The organism is Pseudomonas sp. FP818 (assembly GCF_030687335.1).
In the GTDB taxonomy this organism is placed as follows: domain Bacteria; phylum Pseudomonadota; class Gammaproteobacteria; order Pseudomonadales; family Pseudomonadaceae; genus Aquipseudomonas; species Aquipseudomonas shahriarae.
In genome coordinates, this window is sequence record NZ_CP117427.1 from 3,914,883 (window position 1) to 3,932,914 (window position 18,032).

Annotated in this window: 19 protein-coding genes, 1 tRNA gene and 4 pseudogenes; 8 read left to right on the forward strand and 16 right to left on the reverse strand. The window is 56.2% G+C overall.

All coding sequences use genetic code 11. The features are described 5' to 3' along the window. Positions 1-95: 95 nt before the first annotated feature. Positions 96-524 carry a hypothetical protein gene (locus tag PSH80_RS17570; protein WP_305417734.1) on the reverse strand — a complete coding sequence of 143 codons (429 nt, stop codon included), beginning with the start codon at positions 522-524 and terminating at the stop codon, positions 96-98. 443 nt (positions 525-967) lie between these two features. Between PSH80_RS17570 and PSH80_RS17575 the strand changes: the two genes are divergently transcribed. After that, complete coding sequence (locus PSH80_RS17575; RefSeq protein WP_305417736.1) at positions 968-1,774, forward strand: S9 family peptidase; 807 nt, start codon at positions 968-970, stop codon at positions 1,772-1,774. 564 nt (positions 1,775-2,338) lie between these two features. Here PSH80_RS17575 and PSH80_RS17580 read toward each other — a convergent pair. Beyond that, positions 2,339-2,534 (reverse strand): annotated as a pseudogene (locus PSH80_RS17580) (IS5/IS1182 family transposase); the annotation flags it as partial. A gap of 227 nt (positions 2,535-2,761) precedes the next feature. Here PSH80_RS17580 and PSH80_RS17585 point away from each other — a divergent pair. The 4 genes and pseudogenes from PSH80_RS17585 to PSH80_RS17600 all read left to right on the forward strand — a co-directional run bounded on the left by PSH80_RS17585 (position 2,762) and on the right by PSH80_RS17600 (position 5,725). Continuing rightward, positions 2,762-3,364, forward strand: a complete 603-nt coding sequence (locus tag PSH80_RS17585; RefSeq protein WP_128592925.1) for a hypothetical protein — start codon at positions 2,762-2,764, stop codon at positions 3,362-3,364. 69 nt (positions 3,365-3,433) lie between these two features. Continuing rightward, positions 3,434-4,108: a response regulator transcription factor gene (locus tag PSH80_RS17590; RefSeq protein ID WP_220172417.1), complete on the forward strand. Its 675-nt coding sequence runs from the start codon at positions 3,434-3,436 to the stop codon at positions 4,106-4,108. Between the two features lie 660 nt (positions 4,109-4,768). Then, positions 4,769-5,170 (forward strand): hypothetical protein, encoded by a 402-nt coding sequence (locus tag PSH80_RS17595; protein ID WP_258571527.1) that lies wholly within the window; start codon positions 4,769-4,771, stop codon positions 5,168-5,170. Then, positions 5,056-5,725 (forward strand): annotated as a pseudogene (locus PSH80_RS17600) (hypothetical protein). Before PSH80_RS17595 ends, PSH80_RS17600 begins: the two are co-directional and overlap by 115 nt. A 69-nt stretch (positions 5,726-5,794) precedes the next feature. Here the strand turns inward: PSH80_RS17600 and PSH80_RS17605 are convergent. The 9 genes and pseudogenes from PSH80_RS17605 to thrS all read right to left on the reverse strand — a co-directional run bounded on the left by PSH80_RS17605 (position 5,795) and on the right by thrS (position 13,252). Continuing rightward, a tRNA-Pro gene (locus tag PSH80_RS17605) sits at positions 5,795-5,871 on the reverse strand. A 90-nt stretch (positions 5,872-5,961) separates the two neighbouring features. After that, positions 5,962-6,318, reverse strand: a complete 357-nt coding sequence (locus PSH80_RS17610) for a MerR family transcriptional regulator (protein ID WP_057960163.1) — start codon at positions 6,316-6,318, stop codon at positions 5,962-5,964. Beyond that, positions 6,299-6,603, reverse strand: a pseudogene (gene ihfA, locus PSH80_RS17615) (integration host factor subunit alpha). The gene PSH80_RS17610 and the pseudogene ihfA overlap by 20 nt, the downstream one beginning before the upstream one ends. 3 nt (positions 6,604-6,606) lie before the next feature. Then, positions 6,607-8,986: pseudogene (gene pheT, locus PSH80_RS17620) on the reverse strand (phenylalanine--tRNA ligase subunit beta). Positions 8,987-9,012: 26 nt separating this feature from the next. Further along, positions 9,013-10,029, reverse strand: coding sequence for a phenylalanine--tRNA ligase subunit alpha (pheS, locus tag PSH80_RS17625; RefSeq protein WP_057438636.1), 1,017 nt, complete (start codon positions 10,027-10,029; stop codon positions 9,013-9,015). 108 nt (positions 10,030-10,137) lie between these two features. After that, positions 10,138-10,494 carry a 50S ribosomal protein L20 gene (gene rplT, locus PSH80_RS17630; protein ID WP_003174975.1) on the reverse strand — a complete coding sequence of 119 codons (357 nt, stop codon included), beginning with the start codon at positions 10,492-10,494 and terminating at the stop codon, positions 10,138-10,140. Positions 10,495-10,523: 29 nt separating this feature from the next. Further along, the gene (rpmI, locus tag PSH80_RS17635) at positions 10,524-10,718 is read right to left on the reverse strand and encodes a 50S ribosomal protein L35 (protein WP_002553160.1); all 195 of its coding nucleotides are present in this window, start codon (positions 10,716-10,718) and stop codon (positions 10,524-10,526) included. A 60-nt stretch (positions 10,719-10,778) separates the two neighbouring features. Continuing rightward, entirely contained in the window at positions 10,779-11,330 is a 552-nt protein-coding gene (gene infC / locus PSH80_RS17640; RefSeq protein WP_169960276.1) for a translation initiation factor IF-3, read from the reverse strand. Further along, entirely contained in the window at positions 11,330-13,252 is a 1,923-nt protein-coding gene (thrS, locus tag PSH80_RS17645; protein WP_057960165.1) for a threonine--tRNA ligase, read from the reverse strand. Before thrS ends, infC begins: the two co-directional genes overlap by 1 nt. A gap of 349 nt (positions 13,253-13,601) precedes the next feature. Here thrS and PSH80_RS17650 point away from each other — a divergent pair, with 349 nt between their 5' ends. Together PSH80_RS17650 and PSH80_RS17655 are read left to right on the forward strand one after the other, a co-directional pair. Then, positions 13,602-13,913 (forward strand): hypothetical protein, encoded by a 312-nt coding sequence (locus PSH80_RS17650; protein ID WP_029294244.1) that lies wholly within the window; start codon positions 13,602-13,604, stop codon positions 13,911-13,913. 289 nt (positions 13,914-14,202) lie between these two features. Beyond that, a complete protein-coding gene (locus PSH80_RS17655) occupies positions 14,203-14,415 on the forward strand; it encodes a cold-shock protein (RefSeq protein WP_007905882.1) in 213 nt (70 codons plus the stop codon). A gap of 72 nt (positions 14,416-14,487) precedes the next feature. Here PSH80_RS17655 and PSH80_RS17660 read toward each other — a convergent pair whose 3' ends face one another. Both PSH80_RS17660 and PSH80_RS17665 read right to left on the reverse strand, forming a co-directional pair. Further along, positions 14,488-14,808, reverse strand: a complete 321-nt coding sequence (locus PSH80_RS17660; RefSeq protein WP_057438633.1) for an I78 family peptidase inhibitor — start codon at positions 14,806-14,808, stop codon at positions 14,488-14,490. Between the two features lie 147 nt (positions 14,809-14,955). Continuing rightward, positions 14,956-15,261 (reverse strand): hypothetical protein, encoded by a 306-nt coding sequence (locus PSH80_RS17665; RefSeq protein ID WP_057438632.1) that lies wholly within the window; start codon positions 15,259-15,261, stop codon positions 14,956-14,958. A 135-nt stretch (positions 15,262-15,396) separates the two neighbouring features. Here PSH80_RS17665 and PSH80_RS17670 point away from each other — a divergent pair, with 135 nt between their 5' ends. Beyond that, positions 15,397-15,609, forward strand: coding sequence for a hypothetical protein (locus tag PSH80_RS17670; RefSeq protein ID WP_029294233.1), 213 nt, complete (start codon positions 15,397-15,399; stop codon positions 15,607-15,609). 33 nt (positions 15,610-15,642) lie between these two features. Here the strand turns inward: PSH80_RS17670 and PSH80_RS17675 are convergent, their stop codons facing one another. Genes PSH80_RS17675 through rbsK form a run of 3 tightly spaced genes read right to left on the reverse strand, consistent with a single transcriptional unit; the run spans position 15,643 to position 18,015 of the window. Then, positions 15,643-16,671 (reverse strand): nucleoside hydrolase, encoded by a 1,029-nt coding sequence (locus tag PSH80_RS17675; protein WP_057438631.1) that lies wholly within the window; start codon positions 16,669-16,671, stop codon positions 15,643-15,645. A gap of 28 nt (positions 16,672-16,699) precedes the next feature. Further along, positions 16,700-17,101, reverse strand: a complete 402-nt coding sequence (gene rbsD, locus PSH80_RS17680; protein ID WP_057438630.1) for a D-ribose pyranase — start codon at positions 17,099-17,101, stop codon at positions 16,700-16,702. After that, entirely contained in the window at positions 17,098-18,015 is a 918-nt protein-coding gene (rbsK, locus tag PSH80_RS17685) for a ribokinase (protein WP_305417745.1), read from the reverse strand. The genes rbsD and rbsK overlap by 4 nt, the downstream gene beginning before the upstream one ends. Positions 18,016-18,032 lie beyond the last annotated feature (17 nt).

Consider the following 18,032-nt stretch of genomic DNA (forward strand, 5'->3'; position numbering starts at 1 on the left):
TTGCTTACTTTCAGTGGCTGCACAGTGAAGCGCAGTTATGCGCCAACAATGAAATGGCGCAAGAACCAAAAACACTCATTTAACATTTTATGATTTTAATTCTCTCGAGCGGCGTTACACTTCTCGCGCTCTTCGCCAATGCGTCCATCCAGGATGGCCTGATTGGCATCCTTGGCCGTAACAGCAAACCCTTGTTCATCAAAAGCGCCCATCTGCAGTCGATAGCTGGAAAAACGTTCGATAACCGGAACGCGAAACGGCTGCTCCTCAGCGGGAGCTAACAATCCAAACGTATAGAGAATGCTTGCCTTGGGGTGACATTGGGTCGCTATAGGCGTAATCACCAGATACCCTTGAGTAATAGGCGCATCCCCTACATTAACAAGGGTGCCGCCGACCTCCTGGGTCTTACCGTTGCCAATGCCCATGTGAAACTTCACCTGCAACTCAGGGGCAGCCCATGTAAGCGAGGCATATGCAGCTGTAATTGCTATAATCACCCGAAAGTAAATTTTCAATTTCATCACCTTTCAAACTTTGACACCAATAATGGACTAGTTTCGGCAAACACAGTGCAAGACAGAAGCTCAATTAATGTGAATTCACCACTTCTCACAGGCTCGTGCACAAACCGGCTCGGAAACATTACTTTCCCCGAAAGTATTGTAGGACAATGATTCCTGATTACCACTGACCGTCGACAGGAAGAACGGACACTCCCTGCTGAGAGCTCTGCTCTTTAAGAGGCAGCATTTCGAGCGAGCGGGTCAATTTTCGGTTACTGGAGTGGCCGCGATAGAAATCGGGGGGGGCGGTTAAAAAAGAAACCGTCGCTTAGGGATGCTACGACCAACTTGCCGCCACTTTTCGGCAAGTTGATCGGAGCGTCCATAAAAATCGAGAGACATCAAAAGATAATATTTATTTCCAATATCAAAAATCTTGAACACCAACACAAGGAAATCCCATGAACCACCTATACAAACTAGTGCATGCAGTGACACTTATTTTTTTTCTACTGCCATTGGCAACAACTGCTCAGGCAAAAAGCACACAGACATTAACAGTGGTTTCATCCGAAGTAAAACTTGAATTGATTGGGTATTGGTCCCCGAACAAGCTTAATAATATTCTCCAGCAGCTTGCGCCTGAATTTTTCGGTGTCACTGTGAAATACTCACCTGCAACAAACGGCGTAAGCTTGTATAGAATAACCTACCCTTCAGTTATACCAGAGCGTGGCAATCAACCCACTATAGCCACAGGACTACTTGCAATACCAGATATAGATTCTTCTAACCTTTCAATTGTTTCTTATCAACACGGCACAGTCTATGGCAAGCAACAAGTCCCTTCTTTTCCCGAGCAATCGACTGAAACGGCGCTAATGATTGCTCAGTTTGCCGGGCAGGGTTATATCGTCATAGGTGCAGATTACTTTGGTTTGGGAAAATCCACTGAGCCAGAAGGTTATATGGTGAAGGCTAGCCATCAGCAATCCAGTTACGATATGTTGGTCGCCAGTAAAGCAGTCCTTAGCCATATGCAAATCAATACACGTAATTTATTTTTAGCTGGCTGGTCACAAGGCGGCTTCGTCACGATGGCCTTTCTTGAAAAGTTAGAAAAGGCAAACATCCCCGTGCAGGCAGCAGTGACTGCCAGTGCACCAACTGATATTTTCATAACGCTGAGTGGTTTTCTAAACCTTCCCGAGAGCCAACGATGCCGACTGGGTACCTACGTTATTTATTCTCTCGAGCTTTTCATTTGAACACTATTATGGAATCCCTGGCTTGGCTAGATCAATAATAAATGAAGACTATTTTGAAGTTTCTCGCAAAGCGTATGAGAGGCAGCAGTACGACCCAGCCGACATACCCACGGACTTACGGAAGCTAATTAAGAAAGAATATTTTAACTCTCAGTTTTTTGCAGCATCGGCTTATGGCCGATTAATTGCTGACACACACCTACCGATGGGTGATTAAAAGCCTAGTGAAAAATTATTATGGCGAAGCTGATGAGGCGATTACTATCGGCCTGGGCAGATTACCGATGGTCTATCAACAAGCCATAGGAAATGGCAACCCACAGGTAGAGGCAATTTCGACAGGGCTAACCACTCACCGTGGTACATTTGCTACTGCAGTACCACTATGGAAGATAGTATTCGACGACAAAAACCATTAAGGAGGCGCCGAGTAATTAATCCGTTCACGCCGCCCTCCATTTCCAGGCCGTCCTTTTTCAACCCATCGGTCTTACTCTGGGTTTCTGAGGGCGATTTCTGCCCTCATTTTGCTGATTCGCGGGCTCATCTCGCTTTCAGGCGGTTTTATCCCGTCGCCCGTTGCAAAAACCGTTTGGCCAGCAGCAAATTGGCCAACCCAAATAGACTGAACAACTTTGCGCTGTATTCTTTTCAGCCCACGGTAACGAACCTTGCGTTGGTTGAAGCGCACCTTGATCACCGGAAAGGGGTTCTCAACCTTGACACACAGTTGCGCCTTGCCGTCTTCAATCTTGCGTTTGCTGATGAGGCAATAGACGTGGCCCCGTGGCACGCCAGACGACAGGCCCGCTCCGTTCTGGTGGTTCCGGATTCCAGCAGCGCATTCCAAAGAATAAACTTGGCTCTTCAAACAATCGTTTGATCTGGTTCAGTTAAGGTACAGCAGGGGTTCAGCGGGTATTCAGGACGGGGGACATAACCTTGCTTCATCCCCCACAGCGCACTCAGCGCATTAGGAATTTCCTCATGACCTCCTTAAAAAAATTGCTGCTGACCTTCACCGTACTGGGCGCCAGTGCCACGGCCCAGGCGGAGACCACTAACTTCGCTGGCCTGACCTATGGCCAGACCAGCAACCAGGTCAGTAAATCCAAGTCACTAAACGATAACCTCAACCACCCAAGCGCCGACGGCATAATCCACAAGGACCACACCTTTGGTCTTCGCGTCGGCCGTCAAAGCGACGACAGCCGTTACTACGCCACCTATGACAACGTGTCGGGTTCGCACCATGCGTATAAGCAGCGTCAGGAAAACCTGCTCGGCAGCTACGACCTGTTCTTGCCGGTGGGCAAAGATACCAAACTGTTCGGCGGTGCCTCGGCCGGCCTGACCAAAGTCAGCCAGGAATCGTCCGGCTTCAGCCGCGACACCAATATCGGTTACACCATCGGCGCTCAGGTAGGTGTACTGCAGCAGGTATCGCAAAACACCTCGGTGGAACTGGGTTACCGCTACCTGCGCACCAACGCCAGTACCGAACTGAACGAGCACGGCGGCAGCAAACAGGGTTCGATGAAACTCAACAGCAGCGCTCAGACCTACCTGGCGGCCAACTACGCGTTTTAACCAGCGTCCGACGTCAAGCTGACGAGGTACATCGGTGTGCCTCGTCAGTAGGTTTCCAAGGAGAGCGTCATGAAATTGCTGGTCGTTGAAGATGACGCGTTGTTGCGTCATCACCTGCACACGCGCCTGACCGAGAGCGGTTACCTGGTTGAAGCCGTGAGCAACGCCGAAGAGGCGTTGTACCGGGCTGAGCAATTCAACCATGACCTGGCGCTGATCGACCTTAGCCTGCCGGATATGAGTGGGCAGGAACTGATCCGCCAGCTGCGCACCCGGGGCCAGCGTTTTCCAGTTCTAATCCTCACCGCGCGCTGCAATTGGCAGAACAAGGTCGAAGGTCTGGCCGCCGGGGCCGATGATTACCTGGTCAAACCCTTTCGGTTTGAAGAGTTGGACATACGGCTGGCTGCCTTGCTGCGCCGCACCGGCGGGTTTACCCAGTCGACTCTCGTCGCCGGACCGCTGTCGCTCGACCTTAATCGCAAGCAGGCGGTTCTCGATGAGCAGCCATTGGCCCTAAGCGCCTACGAGTACCGCATCCTCGAGTACCTGATGCGCCATCATCAGCAGGTAGTGGCCAAGGAACACTTGATGGGACTCTATCCGCAAGACGGTGAGCGCGATCCGAATGTCATCGAGGTGTTGGTGTACCGACTGCGGCGCAAAATCGAAGGCCGGACCGGCTTTAAGCCGATCGACACCGTGCGCGGCCACGGTTACCTGTTCACGCAGCGTTGCACATGATGGGCTCGCGGCGCGTAGGATGGATGCTCGTAGCCGCCCTGCTGGCGGTGGCGTCCCTGACCTTATTGATGCCCGTTACGGGCGAGATTCTTGGCTGCTTGGCGATTATGGCGGTGGCGGCGTTTATCATCACACTCTGACAGCCCAAGTAGCCGCCCGCTAAATATCGAGATTGCCACGTATGGTGACGGCTAAAAACCATGGCCACCACCATTTTTGCGCTATTTCTGGCGGACTGCAGCGGTGAAGAACAGGCGTTTCGAGAAGTCCATGTAACCACAGCGAGTAGATGCGCCTGATCGTTAGTGGCTTCCTGAATGACAATCGTGATTCGCCGGGCGTGAGCCTCAACATCGGCCCCGAAGACGTGACTTTTTGAAGGCCGCGTTGGATCGAGCCAACGTGATGGCGGGGCTCGGTGAATGACCGGTGTAATAGCGTCGCGAACTTGTCCATCAGCGCTCACTGGGGGCGAGCACTCCATTCAATCCGCTCACAGGTCCACCGGCACCACCTTTGTGGCCCGCTAGCTGACGTCGACAGAGGCGGTTAACCGTCCTACGCCGCGCCACCAAGATTCGCGGAGCGCCGAACTCAAAACCAAGTAACCCCTCCCCCCTTCAATCAATCCACCCGGCAACGGCGTGGCGAGGCATTCCTATGGCCAACACAAAGCTGGCGCCAGCCCTAGAGACCGCGCCGCGTTTCATTCGGGCGATGCACGCACCTGCTTATCTCGGCATGTGCCGGGAAGAACTCAAGAACACCGTGCGCCCCCACGTCCGCGAATTCCCCATTGGGAAACAGGGCGTTGCCTTCGACCGTCATGAACTGGACCAGTGGGCAGACGCCTACATCGAAGCCAAGGCGATTGAAAAGCAGACCAATCAGGACAACAATCCGCCCCGCAGTGGGCGCCAAGGAGCAAAACAATGGCGCGAAAAACAATGTCGGGCCTCTACGAGAGGAGCAGGATTGGGCACATCGACAAAGTCGTCAGAGGTTGCCGACTTCAAGAACGCACTGGAGCAAGCGAGAGGGAAGAAGCCGAGCAGTACTTGATCCATCGGCTGGAAAGCGTGCCGATGATTTCAATGATGGGGGAAAAGAAATCCAGCAGGAAGCCTTACCCCCTGTCATGGGATGAGCAGTCAATGCTTTTGGCCGAGCTGCCGGACCACCTGTTGAGGATGGCCCTCTCTAAAGTGAACACCGGCTGCCGGGAACAGGAAGTCTGCAAATTGCGATGGGATTGGGAAACACGAGTGCCGGCGTTGAACACCAGCGTGTTTCTGATGCCTGCCGGGTTCGGCGGGCGAAGTGTGAGAAAGCCGGGGTGCGCGCAGCGGACAAGTGGGAGAAGACCCACCAGGCGCCGGCACACCCTGGGTTCAGATCAATCAAGATTCACGACCAAACACACCTTTGGCAGAAGGCTACGTGCAGTAAGCGTGACAGAGGAAGATCGTAAAGCGTTGTTGGGGCATAAGAACGGCAGCATTACGAGCCACTATTCTACCCCGGAGGTGCAACATCTGATTGAAGCTGAGAACAAAGTATCTGCATACTGACTCTCGCGGGCCGACGCTGACAATCTTGAGGAGAAAAACGGGATGAGCCCCCGCAAAAGTCCCTACGCATGAAAAAGCCCAATCTTTTCAGATTGGGCTAAGTCATTGAATTATATGGTCGGGACGGAGTGATTCGAACACTCGACCCCTAGCACCCCATGCTAGTGCGCTACCGGACTGCGCTACGCCCCGACTAGGCGTGAAACTGGGTTCGCTTCGTAAAGAAGCGATCAGGAATATACCGCAAGCATTTGAAATGTGGAAGTATTTTAAAGGCTTGTTTCACTTTTTCAAAACCACCAGTACATCTTCCAGTTCGGAGATCATCTGGCGGATCAATTGCTTGTATTGGGTGGTGTCTTCTTTGGCTTCATCACCGGACATACGCTGGCGTGCGCCGCTGATGGTGAACCCCTGGTCGTACAGTAACGCGCGGATCTGTCGGATCATCAGCACATCCTGGCGCTGATAATACCGACGGTTCCCGGTGCGTTTGACGGGGTTGAGTTGAGGAAACTCCTGCTCCCAATAGCGCAGCACGTGCGGTTTTACCGCACATAGCTCGCTGACTTCACCAATGGTGAAGTAGCGTTTGCCTGGGATGACGGGTAGCTCGTCGTTATGACTTGGTTCCAGCATAAGCCTCAACTCGGGCCTTCAACTTCTGCCCTGGACGAAAGGTGACCACACGGCGAGCCGTGATCGGGATTTCTTCTCCCGTTTTTGGATTGCGGCCAGGCCGCTGGCGTTTGTCCCGCAGGTCAAAATTGCCGAAACCGGACAATTTGACCTGTTCGTTGTCTTCCAGAGCGTGCCTGATTTCTTCAAAAAAAACAGCTCGACCAATTCCTTGGCCTCGCGCTTGTTCAGACCCAACTCTTCGTACAGACGTTCCGCCATCTCAGCTTTCGTCAAAGCCCCCATACGTCACTTCCTTAACGTGGCGTTCAACCTTTGTTCGAGCGAGGTGAGGATATTTTGCGTCGTGGTATTCACCTCATCGTCATTAAGAGTGCGCGATGGATGCTGCCAGGTCAAGCCAACTGCAAGGCTTTTTCTATGCGGATCAATGCCTTTACCCTGATAGACGTCAAATAGCCTGAGGTCCGTCAGCCATTCGCCTGCATTTTCTCGGATTACTTCCAGCACGGCACTGGCCGCCACATCACGATCCGCCACCAGGGCGAGGTCACGACGCACTTCCGGGAAACGCGACAGCTCGCTGAATTTAGGCATCTTGCCCGCAGCGACGTCAGCCAACACCAACTCGAAGACGAACACCGGACGGTCAAGACCGAGGGTTTTCGACAGTTCAGGGTGGATAGCGCCAACGAAACCGACCAGGCGGCCTTCACGCTCGATGCGCGCAGTCTGGCCTGGATGCAATGCCGGGTGGCTGCCCGGAACAAATGCGAAGGCATCCAGCGCGCCGGCAAAGCCCAGCACCGCTTCCACGTCAGCCTTGACGTCGAAGAAGTCCACCGGATCGCGCCCCTGGGCCCAACCCTCAGGCAGACGGCTGCCGCAGACCACACCGGCCAGCATCGGCTCCTGCTTCAGGCCGTCCAATTGGCCGACAAAGCGCAGGCCGCTTTCGAACATGCGCACGCGATCCTGCTGACGGTTCAGGTTATGGGAAAGTGCTTTCACCAGGCCTGGCCACAGGGACGAACGCATAGCCGCCATGTCGTTGGAGATCGGATTGGCCAGCAACAGCGGCTCGACACCCGGGCTGAACAGTTCGAACTGCTTGGGATCAATGAAGCTGTAGGTCACCGCTTCCTGATAACCGCGGGCGACCAGCAGACGACGCAGCTCCGGCAGGTGCGCACGGGCTTCGGTCTTGGGCTGTGGGGCCAGGCGCGCTTGCGGGTAACGAACCGGCAGACGGTTGTAGCCGTACAGGCGGGCCAGTTCTTCGATCAGGTCGACTTCAAGGCTGATATCGAACCGATGGCTCGGCACTTCTACGCGCCACTGCCCTGCCCCATCAGCGCTAATGCCCAGGCCGAGGGCCGGTCAGCAGACTGACGATTTGCGCTTCTTCGATCACCAGGCCGAGCATCTGCTCGACGCGCTGGGCGCGCAGCGTCACTGGTGCAATCGAAGGCAAGTACTGCTCGTTGACAGTCTCGGTAATCGGGCCAGCTTCACCGCCGGTGATTTCCAGCAGCAGGCCGGTGGCACGCTCCATGGCTTCACGGGCCAGTTGCCAGTCCACGCCACGCTCGTAGCGGTGCGAGGCATCGGTGTGCAGGCCGTAGGAACGGGCCTTGCCTGCCACAGCGATCTGGTCGAAGAACGCGCTTTCAAGGAACACGTCACGGGTCGTCGCCGACACGCCACTGTGCTCACCCCCCATTACACCGGCAATGGCCAGGGCGCGGGAGTGGTCAGCAATCACCAAGGTATCGCTACGCAGGGTGACTTCCTGGCCATCGAGCAAGACCAGCTTTTCGCCTTCCTCGGCCATGCGCACGCGAATCCCGCCGTTGATCTCGGCCAGATCGAAGGCGTGCAGCGGTTGACCCAGCTCCAGCATCACGTAGTTGGTGATGTCGACGGCAGCATCGATGCTGCGCACGTCGGCGCGACGCAGGCGCTCAACCATCCACAGCGGGGTCGGCCGGGACAGGTCGACATTGCGAATGACACGGCCCAGGTAGCGCGGGCACGCGCTTGGCGCCAGCACTTCGATGGAACGCACTTCGTCGTGGACGGCCGGGACCGCGGTCACTACTGGACGTGTGACAGGCACGCCGTACAGCGCACCGACTTCACGGGCCAGACCGGCCAGGGACAGGCAGTCGCCACGGTTCGGAGTCAGGTCGACTTCGATGCTGGCGTCTTCCAGGTCGAGGTAGGCACGGATGTCCTGGCCCACGGGCGCATCAGCCGGCAGTTCCATCAAGCCATCATTGCCTTCGCCCACCTGCAACTCCGCCTGGGAGCACAGCATGCCGTTGGACTCGACGCCACGCAGCTTGGCTTTCTTGATCTTGAAGTCACCGGGCAGTTCGGCACCGATCATCGCGAACGGGATTTTCAGGCCCGGGCGCACGTTTGGCGCACCGCACACAACCTGGAAGGTTTCCGCGCCGTTGCTGACCTGGCACACACGCAACTTATCGGCGTCCGGGTGCTGTTCGGTGCTGAGCACCTCGCCCACCACTACACCGCTGAAAACACCGGCGGCCGGCGTAACGCTATCGACCTCAAGACCGGCCATCGACAGACGAGCAACCAGCTCATCGCGATTTACCTGCGGGCTTACCCAGCCACGCAGCCATTGTTCACTGAATTTCATCCTGCTCTCCTAAAGGTTCGTTACGACTAGCGAAATTGCGCGAGGAACCGCAAGTCGTTGTCGAAGAACAGGCGCAAGTCGTTCACGCCGTAACGCAGCATGGCCAGACGCTCGACGCCCATGCCGAAGGCAAAGCCCGAGAACTCTTCCGGGTCGATCCCGGACATGCGCAGCACGTTGGGGTGAACCATCCCGCACCCCATGACTTCCAGCCAGCCGGTCTGTTTGCAGACACGGCAGCCTTTACCGCTGCACATCACGCACTCCATATCGACTTCGGCGGATGGCTCGGTGAACGGGAAGTAGGACGGGCGGAAACGTACCGCCAGCTCTTTTTCGAAGAACACCCGCAGGAATTCTTCGATGGTGCCTTTGAGGTCGGCGAAATTGATGTCGCGATCAACCAGCAGGCCTTCGACCTGGTGGAACATCGGCGAGTGGGTGATATCGGAGTCGCTACGGTACACACGGCCTGGGCAGACGATGCGGATCGGCGGCTGCTGCGATTCCATGGTGCGGACCTGTACCGGCGAGGTATGGGTGCGCAACAGCATGTTCGCATTGAAATAGAAGGTGTCGTGCATCGACCGGGCCGGGTGATGGCCTGGGATGTTGAGCGCCTCGAAGTTGTGATAGTCGTCTTCGACCTCAGGGCCTTCGGCAATGCCGTAGCCGATGTGGGTAAAGAACTGCTCGATACGTTCCAGAGTCCGGGTCACCGGATGCAGACCGCCAGAGGTCTGGCCGCGGCCAGGCAGGGTCACGTCAATGGACTCGGCGGCGAGCTTGGCCGCAAGATCGGCCTCCTCGAACAACGCCTTGCGCGCATTGAGAACCTCTGTGACACGCTCCTTGGCAACGTTGATCAGCGCACCGACTTGCGGGCGCTCTTCGGCCGGCAGATTGCCCAGGGTCTTCATCACCTGAGTCAACTCACCTTTCTTGCCAAGGTATTGAACCCGGATTTGCTCCAGGGCATTGATATCTTCAGCGCTTTGCACAGCCTCAAGAGCTTGAGCGACCAGCGCGTCCAGGTTTTCCATGTACAGACTCCAGATACAAAATAGGGGAAGAGCTTGAAGGCTCTTCCCCTATTTATGACGTTTACCACCTTGGACTACGGAGTAGCCCAGGGTGACTGTCGGGGGTACTTAAGCCAAGGTGGCTTTAGCTTTCTCGACAATCGCAGCAAACACCGCTTTTTCGTTCACGGCCAGTTCAGCCAGAACCTTACGGTCGATTTCGATGGACGCTTTTTTCAGGCCAGCGATGAAACGGCTGTAGGACAGACCGTTAACACGAGCACCAGCATTGATACGAGCGATCCACAGAGCGCGGAACTGACGTTTTTTCTGACGACGGTCACGGTAGGCGTATTGGCCTGCCTTGATTACCGCTTGCTTGGCAACACGGAATACGCGTGAACGCGCGCCGTAGTAGCCTTTAGCGAGTTTCAGAATTTTTTTGTGACGCTTACGGGCAATGACGCCACGCTTTACACGAGCCATGAGTTACTTCCTCTATTCTTGATCCAAAATTAACGAAGGCGCAGCATGCGCTCGACTTTTGCCACGTCAGACGGATGCAGCAAGCTGCTACCGCGCAGTTGACGCTTACGCTTGGTCGACATTTTGGTCAGGATGTGGCTCTTGAAAGCGTGCTTGTGCTTGATACCGTTAGCAGTTTTCAGAAACCGCTTAGCAGCACCACTTTTAGTCTTCATCTTTGGCATGTTCGGATACTCCGCATTCAGTTGATAAACATAATCAGAAGGCCTGCCGTGCCCTATTGATTACTTCTTCTTTTTCGGGGCGATGACCATGATCAGCTGGCGTCCTTCCATCTTAGGATGCTGTTCGACGGAACCGTACTCCAGCAGGTCAGCTTCAACCCGCTTGAGGAGTTCCATACCCAGCTCCTGGTGGGCCATCTCACGGCCGCGGAATCGCAAGGATACCTTGGCCCTGTCCCCATCACTCAGGAAACGTACCAGGTTGCGCAGTTTTACCTGGTAATCCCCTTCCTCCGTCCCTGGACGAAACTTGATTTCTTTAACCTGGATCTGCTTCTGGTTTTTCTTGGCTGCGGCAATCTGCTTCTTCTTTTCGAAGATCGACTTGCCGTAATCCATCAGCTTGCAGACAGGAGGTACAGCATCGGCGGAAATTTCCACCAAATCGAGCTTGGCTTCTTCAGCCTTAAGAAGCGCGTCTTCAATTGACACAATCCCAAGCTGCTCACCCTCAGCCCCAATTAACCGAACCTCGCGTGCCGAGATATTCTCGTTGATCGGGGCTTTCGGTGCAGCTCGTTTATCTTGTCTCATTTCACGCTTAATAGTAATTACTCCGAATCTGGGCGACCACGCCGGGAAACCGCTTGCGCGAGGAACTCAGCGAACTGGGCGACGGGCATCGAGCCCAGGTCAGCACCTTCACGAGTACGCACAGCGACAGTCTGCATCTCGACTTCCCGATCTCCGATAACCAAAAGATAGGGAACCTTGAGCAAAGTATGCTCGCGGATTTTAAAGCCGATCTTTTCATTTCTCAAGTCGGACTTGGCACGAAATCCGCTTTCGTTGAGTGTTTTTTCAACTTCAGCAGCAAAATCGGCCTGTTTATCAGTGATATTCATGATCACTGCCTGAGTCGGAGCCAGCCACGCAGGGAACGCGCCCTCGTAGTGCTCGATCAGGATCCCGACGAACCGTTCGAATGAGCCGAGGATCGCCCGGTGCAGCATAACCGGGTGTTTACGGCTGTTGTCTTCGGAGACGTATTCGGCTCCCAGACGGATCGGCAGGTTAAAATCGAGCTGCAAGGTACCACATTGCCAGACACGGCCAAGGCAATCTTTCAGCGAGAACTCGATTTTAGGACCGTAGAAGGCGCCCTCACCCGGCTGCAGATCGTACGCAAGGCCCGCACTATCTAGCGCAGCGGCCAGTGCAGCTTCGGCGCGATCCCACAACTCGTCGGAACCGACGCGTTTTTCCGGACGAGTGGACAGCTTCATTTCGACGTCGGTAAAGCCGAAATCGCGATAAACGTCCATGGTCAGCTTGATGAACGCGGCGGATTCGGCCTGCATCTGCTCTTCGGTGCAGAAGATGTGGGCGTCGTCCTGAGTGAAACCGCGCACACGCATGATGCCGTGCAGTGCACCCGATGGCTCGTTACGGTGGCACGCACCGAACTCGGCCAGGCGCATCGGCAGCTCGCGGTAGCTCTTCAAGCCCTGATTGAACACTTGCACGTGGCAAGGGCAGTTCATCGGCTTGATGGCGTAGTCGCGGCTTTCCGACTCGGTGGTGAACATATTGTCGGCGTAGTTGGCCCAGTGCCCGGATTTCTCCCACAGGCTACGGTCAACCACTTGCGGCGTCTTGATCTCCAGATAGCCGTTTTCACGCTGCACCTTGCGCATGTACTGCTCAAGCACCTGGTACAGGGTCCAGCCGTTCGGGTGCCAGAACACCATGCCCGGCGCTTCTTCCTGGAGGTGGAACAGGTTCAGGCGCTTACCGATTTTACGGTGATCGCGCTTCTCGGCTTCTTCGATGCGCTGGATGTAGGCCGCCAGCTGCTTCTTGTCAGCCCAGGCGGTGCCATAGACCCGCTGCAGTTGCTCGTTTTTCGCATCGCCGCGCCAGTAGGCACCGGACAGCTTGGTCAGCTTGAACGATTTGAGGAAGCGCGTATTCGGCACGTGCGGGCCACGGCACATGTCGACATATTCTTCGTGGTAATACAGGCCCATGGCCTGTTCGTCCGGCATGTCTTCCACCAGACGTAGCTTGTAGTCCTCACCACGGGCAGTGAACACGTCGATCACTTCGGCGCGTGGCGTGACTTTCTTGATGACGTCGTAATCTTTCTCGATCAGCGCGTGCATGCGCGCTTCGATGGCGGCCATATCGTCCGGCGTAAAAGGACGCTCGTAGGCGATATCGTAATAGAAGCCTTCGTCGATGACCGGGCCGATCACCATCTTCGCGGTGGGGTACAGCTGTTTGACCGCATGGCCAATCAGGTGCGCGCAAGAGTGGCGAATGATCTCCAGCCCCTCTTGATCCTTGGGCGTGATGATTTGCAGGCTGACGTCGCTGGTGATCAGGTCGCTGGCGTCAACCAGCTTGCCGTCGACCTTGCCGGCCACGGTGGCCTTGGCCAGGCCTGCACCAATGGATGCGGCGACCTCGGCTACGGAAACCGGATGATCGAATGAACGTTGACTGCCGTCGGGAAGAGTAATAGTTGGCATGGCGCCTCCTCTCCTAGTGGTGACCCCTACCAAAGGTCACGTGGGTTGGGATGAGCCAGTACAAGATCCAACACCAGGCCGTTCATTGCTGAACGCCTGCCTTACAGCGGCAGGAGCCTTTCGGCCAACCGATAATCGAACCAGAGTGACTGGAGTTAAACAAAAAAACCCGGCACGAAAAAAGCCAGGTCGCTGATGCTAGCACAGATGAACGGTCATAGCGCCGCCCCACCGCCGCGCAAAGGCAAACTCCAGGCTTTTACAGGCAAAAGTGAACTTGGGCTGTACGTCAGGCCTCAAACACACTGAAAATCGCCGTCCGTCATCTCGACTCAAGGAGCATCTAACCATGCGCAGCACCTCGATCTTCGCCCTTGCCGCTTCCCTGGCCCTGTTCTCCATTGGCGCTCAAGCCGCCGCCCCGTCCAACTGGCCTGCAGGCGCCCGGGATAGCTTTGTCCAGGACTGCAGCGCCGCCGCCAGCCAGAACGTTGATGCCAAAACCGCCAAAGCCCATTGCGAATGTGGCGCGGATAAAATCAACGCTGAATTGAGCACTGCGGAAATCAAGGAACTGATGACCAACCAGAACGCTAGCGCGGAGCTGAAAAACAAAGCCGTCGCAGCTATTTCGTCCTGCAAGGTCGTGAAGAAAAAGTAAGCGTGGCGAGAAATCAGACCGAAAAAACGGCCTGAAAACCCACTGAAAACTGCTATTTCTCACAATTTACATTGCTTTTACGGCTTTTTTTACTAGCTGATATTTCTCGCTAAAGCCCCGTAAACCGGGGCTTACAGCCATCCAGGGCACTGAAGAAAACGCGTTTGATTGGCAAACAGTGCCTTGGGGGGGCTCCCAAGCCGGACATTTCGACTATGATAGCCCAGTGTGCCCAGTTGGCCTGAGCAGCACAGTACTACTGAAAATATATGTTTCTTGGAGATACACCATGTCTAATCGCCAAACCGGCACCGTTAAATGGTTCAACGATGAAAAAGGCTTCGGCTTCATCACTCCTCAAGGTGGCGGTGACGACCTGTTCGTACACTTCAAAGCTATCGAAAGCGACGGTTTCAAAAGCCTGAAAGAAGGCCAAACCGTTTCCTTCGTGGCTGAGAAAGGCCAAAAGGGTATGCAAGCTGCACAGGTTCGCGCAGAGTAATCTCTACGCCGATCTAAAAAACCCCGTCCATGTGACGGGGTTTTTTATGGGTGACACAAAAGTGTTGTGTTATCAGCCGCAGTTGACGCGGGTGATCACTAGATTGTCATCGGTGTTGAGGTTCAGGCGATCGGAACGGTATTCGAGGGTGATCATGTCGTTGGGCTTGAGAATACGGGCATTCTGCGCACCGGCACGGGTACGGGCCTGCTCCAGCAATTGCGGCGAGGCCTTCTGGCCGATGGCGAACTGCGCAGCCTGCGATTCACAGCGCGTGTGAACAGGCTCAGCCGCGGCCGTGTCTTTGGCCGGCTCGGAGGTACCCGAAGTACTGCAACCCGCGAGGACGGCTGCCGCCAACAAGGTACCGAATGATGCGAGCTTCCAAGGCATGAAGCCTCCTTTGAGAAAAATGGACAGAGATCGTGCGACCGTGATTTGGCCAATTGGTTTCAGAATTGTCACAATTGGCTGTAGGCGAGTCTGCCTGACTCTACGCCATGGCTTGATGAATCAATCGTCACCAGATATGAATAAATCTCAGTAGATGTCGATGTAGTCAAACGGCGGCTTTGGCCAGTTCTGCTTCAGCGCATTGAAAATCTGCATCACCCACACCTCATCACTGGCCGCCACCTTGCCGACATAGCCAGACCCAGCTGCCCAGGTCTCCAGGCGAAACAACAACCCATCAATCTGCATCCCTCCCACCACACAGGAAGAGATATAGGCGATACCGGCCTTGGTAACCCGTAGCTGGGTGTGCTGATCGTCGCTGGCACTGGCAATCATTTGGCGAACAGCCTCCAATGTGAGGCTCTTGGGGTTGGTCAAGTCGATGTGCACGTGGCGTGTCCTGGTAATTAAACAGGGGGCCAGTGTCGCACAGCGTCCCCCTCATGCCTAAGTAGCAGTGCCAAACGCAGCGCAAAATGGTTAACTCTGCAGGCCTGTCCAGCCTTTGCGAGCCGCGAGAACCCGATGACCATCGTTACCATCAATGCCGACATCAAAGCCAAGTGGCCCCAAGGGCAAAGCTCCTACAGCCCGGGCAGCCCGGAAGAGTTGGCGATCATCGGCATCGACCTGCTGGTCAAGGAGCTGGGCACCCAGGCAGCGCAGGCCTTTATCGGCCAGATATTCGAGAAATACCCGGCCGACCATATGGGGGTCGAAGACCCTCTGCGCGAATAGTTACCGGTCGACGAGCGCCGACCGGCAGGCAGCTTACTTCAGGCGCGCAAGGCGCTCGGTGAGCAAGTCGAAAAACCCCTGGGCGTCGCCGTTTTCCACCCAAAACACGTTTTTATCGTGCTTGAGGCCATCGTACCAATCGACGATGGTCTGGCCGAACGTCGGGCCTTCGCGGCTATCGACCACCATGTTGGCCTGGCGTCCGGTGAACAGCTCGGGCTTGAGCAGATAGCCGATCACGGTGGCGTCATGCACCGGGCCACCCGTCATACCGTAGTGCTCCATATCCCCTTTGACGTATTCGTTGAGAATACTGCCCACTATCTTGCTGGCGTTGTTGTTCAAGTCGGCGATCTGCTTCAGGCGCGCTTCGCTGGTGAGGATCTTGTGGGTCACGTCCAGCGGCAGGTAAGTCAGCTTGACGCCACTTTTGAGGACGATTTCAGCAGCCACCGGATCGGCAAACAGGTTGAACTCGGCCACCGGCGTAATGTTGCCGCCGTTGAAGTGCGCGCCGCCCATGACCACCACTTCCTTGATGCCCTGGGTGATTTCCGGTGCCTGGGTCAACGCCAGGGCCAGGTTGGTTTGTGGGCCTAGCATGGCAATGGTGATGCTATGGGGCTTGGCGGTGCTCAGGGTCTTGATCAGGTAGTCGACCGCATTGCCTTCGGCCAGGCCTTTTTTCGGCTCGTGCACGGTGACACCGGAAATACCTTCCTTGCCATGGATATTCTCGGCATAAATCGGCGTGCGCAGCAGCGGCTGTGGCGCGCCGGCATACACCGGAATCTCTTCACGCCCTGCCCACTCACGGGCCAACCGTGCGTTGCGCGAGGTCTTGTCCAGCCGCACGTTGCCGGCCACGGTGGTCAACGCCCGGATATTCAGCTCCTGCGGGGACGCCATCGCAAACAGCAGCGCGACCACATCGTCAGCGCCCGGGTCGGTATCAATGATCAGGTCGATTTTTTCCGCCGCCTGGGCGCTTGCAGCAGTTAGCACGGACAAAAGCAGCACACTCCGAAACAGGTGTCGCAGGGTTGGGGTTCTACGTTGCATGACGCACTCCTTGTCATTGTGGGAAACGCTAGAAAGTCACGCCAGACACCAGCGCGATATTACAGTAGGGCTGGCACTCGCCTGTGCGCACCACCGCGCGCGCCTTGTGGCTGAGCAGCTTGAACGCGTCATGACTCAGCAAGCGACGCTCGCCCAGTTCGCCCTGGTCCAGGGCATTGAGGTCAGCCAGCGCCGGTGGCTGCTTGTGCAAGAGTTCCTCGGCCAGTACGTGGCTTTCCACCTGCATCTCGCTGAGCACCACGCGCAAGGTGCTGATGAAGTCAGGAATACCCTGGGTCAGCGCCAGGTCGATCAACTCCACACCCGGCGGCACTGGCAGGCCGGCATCGCCGATCACCAGGATGTCGCCATGACCAAGGGAGGCGATCAGCCGCGACAGGGCAATATTGAGCAATGGGGTCTTTTTCATGGGCGAACAAAGCCTTGGACGTCATGCAGCGTAGGAATAGAGGGTTGGGCTCCGGCGCGGGTGATCGACAGGGCCGCCGCGACCTGGCCAAACCGGATGGCCTCGGCCTCGCTCTGGCCGCTGGCCAGCGCTGCCGCAAAGCCACCGACAAAGGTGTCGCCTGCCGCCGTGGTATCCACGGCCTGCACTTTGGGCGCCAACAGGTGCTCGAACCCTTGGCCGTCGGCGAACAGCGCCCCCTGCGAACCCAGGGTCACGATGACCTTGCCCGCCCCGGCTTTGAGCAGATGGGTCGCCGCAACCTTGGCGGAGTCCAGGGAATCGACCGGCACCCCGCTCAAGGCCGATGCTTCACTTTCGTTGGGGATCAGGTAGTCAATGCAGGCGTACCAGTCTGCCGGCAGCGGGCCGCTGGCGGGCGCCGGGTTGAGGATCACCGTCTTGCCCAACTCACGGCCACGCTTGAGGGCATACCCCACGGTGTCCATGGGCACTTCGAGCTGGCAGACAATCACCTCGGCCGCCTGCAGCACGGCGTCGAACGCCAACAGCGACGCGGGGGTCAGTTGGCCGTTGCTGCCGGCCACAATCACAATCGCATTCTGACTGCTGTCATCCACCACAATCAGCGCGACACCACTGGAACCCGGCACCTCACTGACGGCCTGACAGTCGATCCCTTCCACCAGCAATGCATCGCGCAATTGAGCGCCGTAGGCATCGCTGCCTATGCAGCCGATCATCGCAACCTCAGCCCCCAGGCGCGCCGCAGCGACCGCCTGATTGGCGCCCTTGCCGCCCGGAACGGTGGCAAACGACTGGCCAACCAGGGTCTCACCGCCGCGAGGCAGCCGGCTGGCCCGGGTCACCAGGTCCATGTTCAAACTGCCTACTACCACTACTGTTGCTGGCATACGTCAATACTCATCAA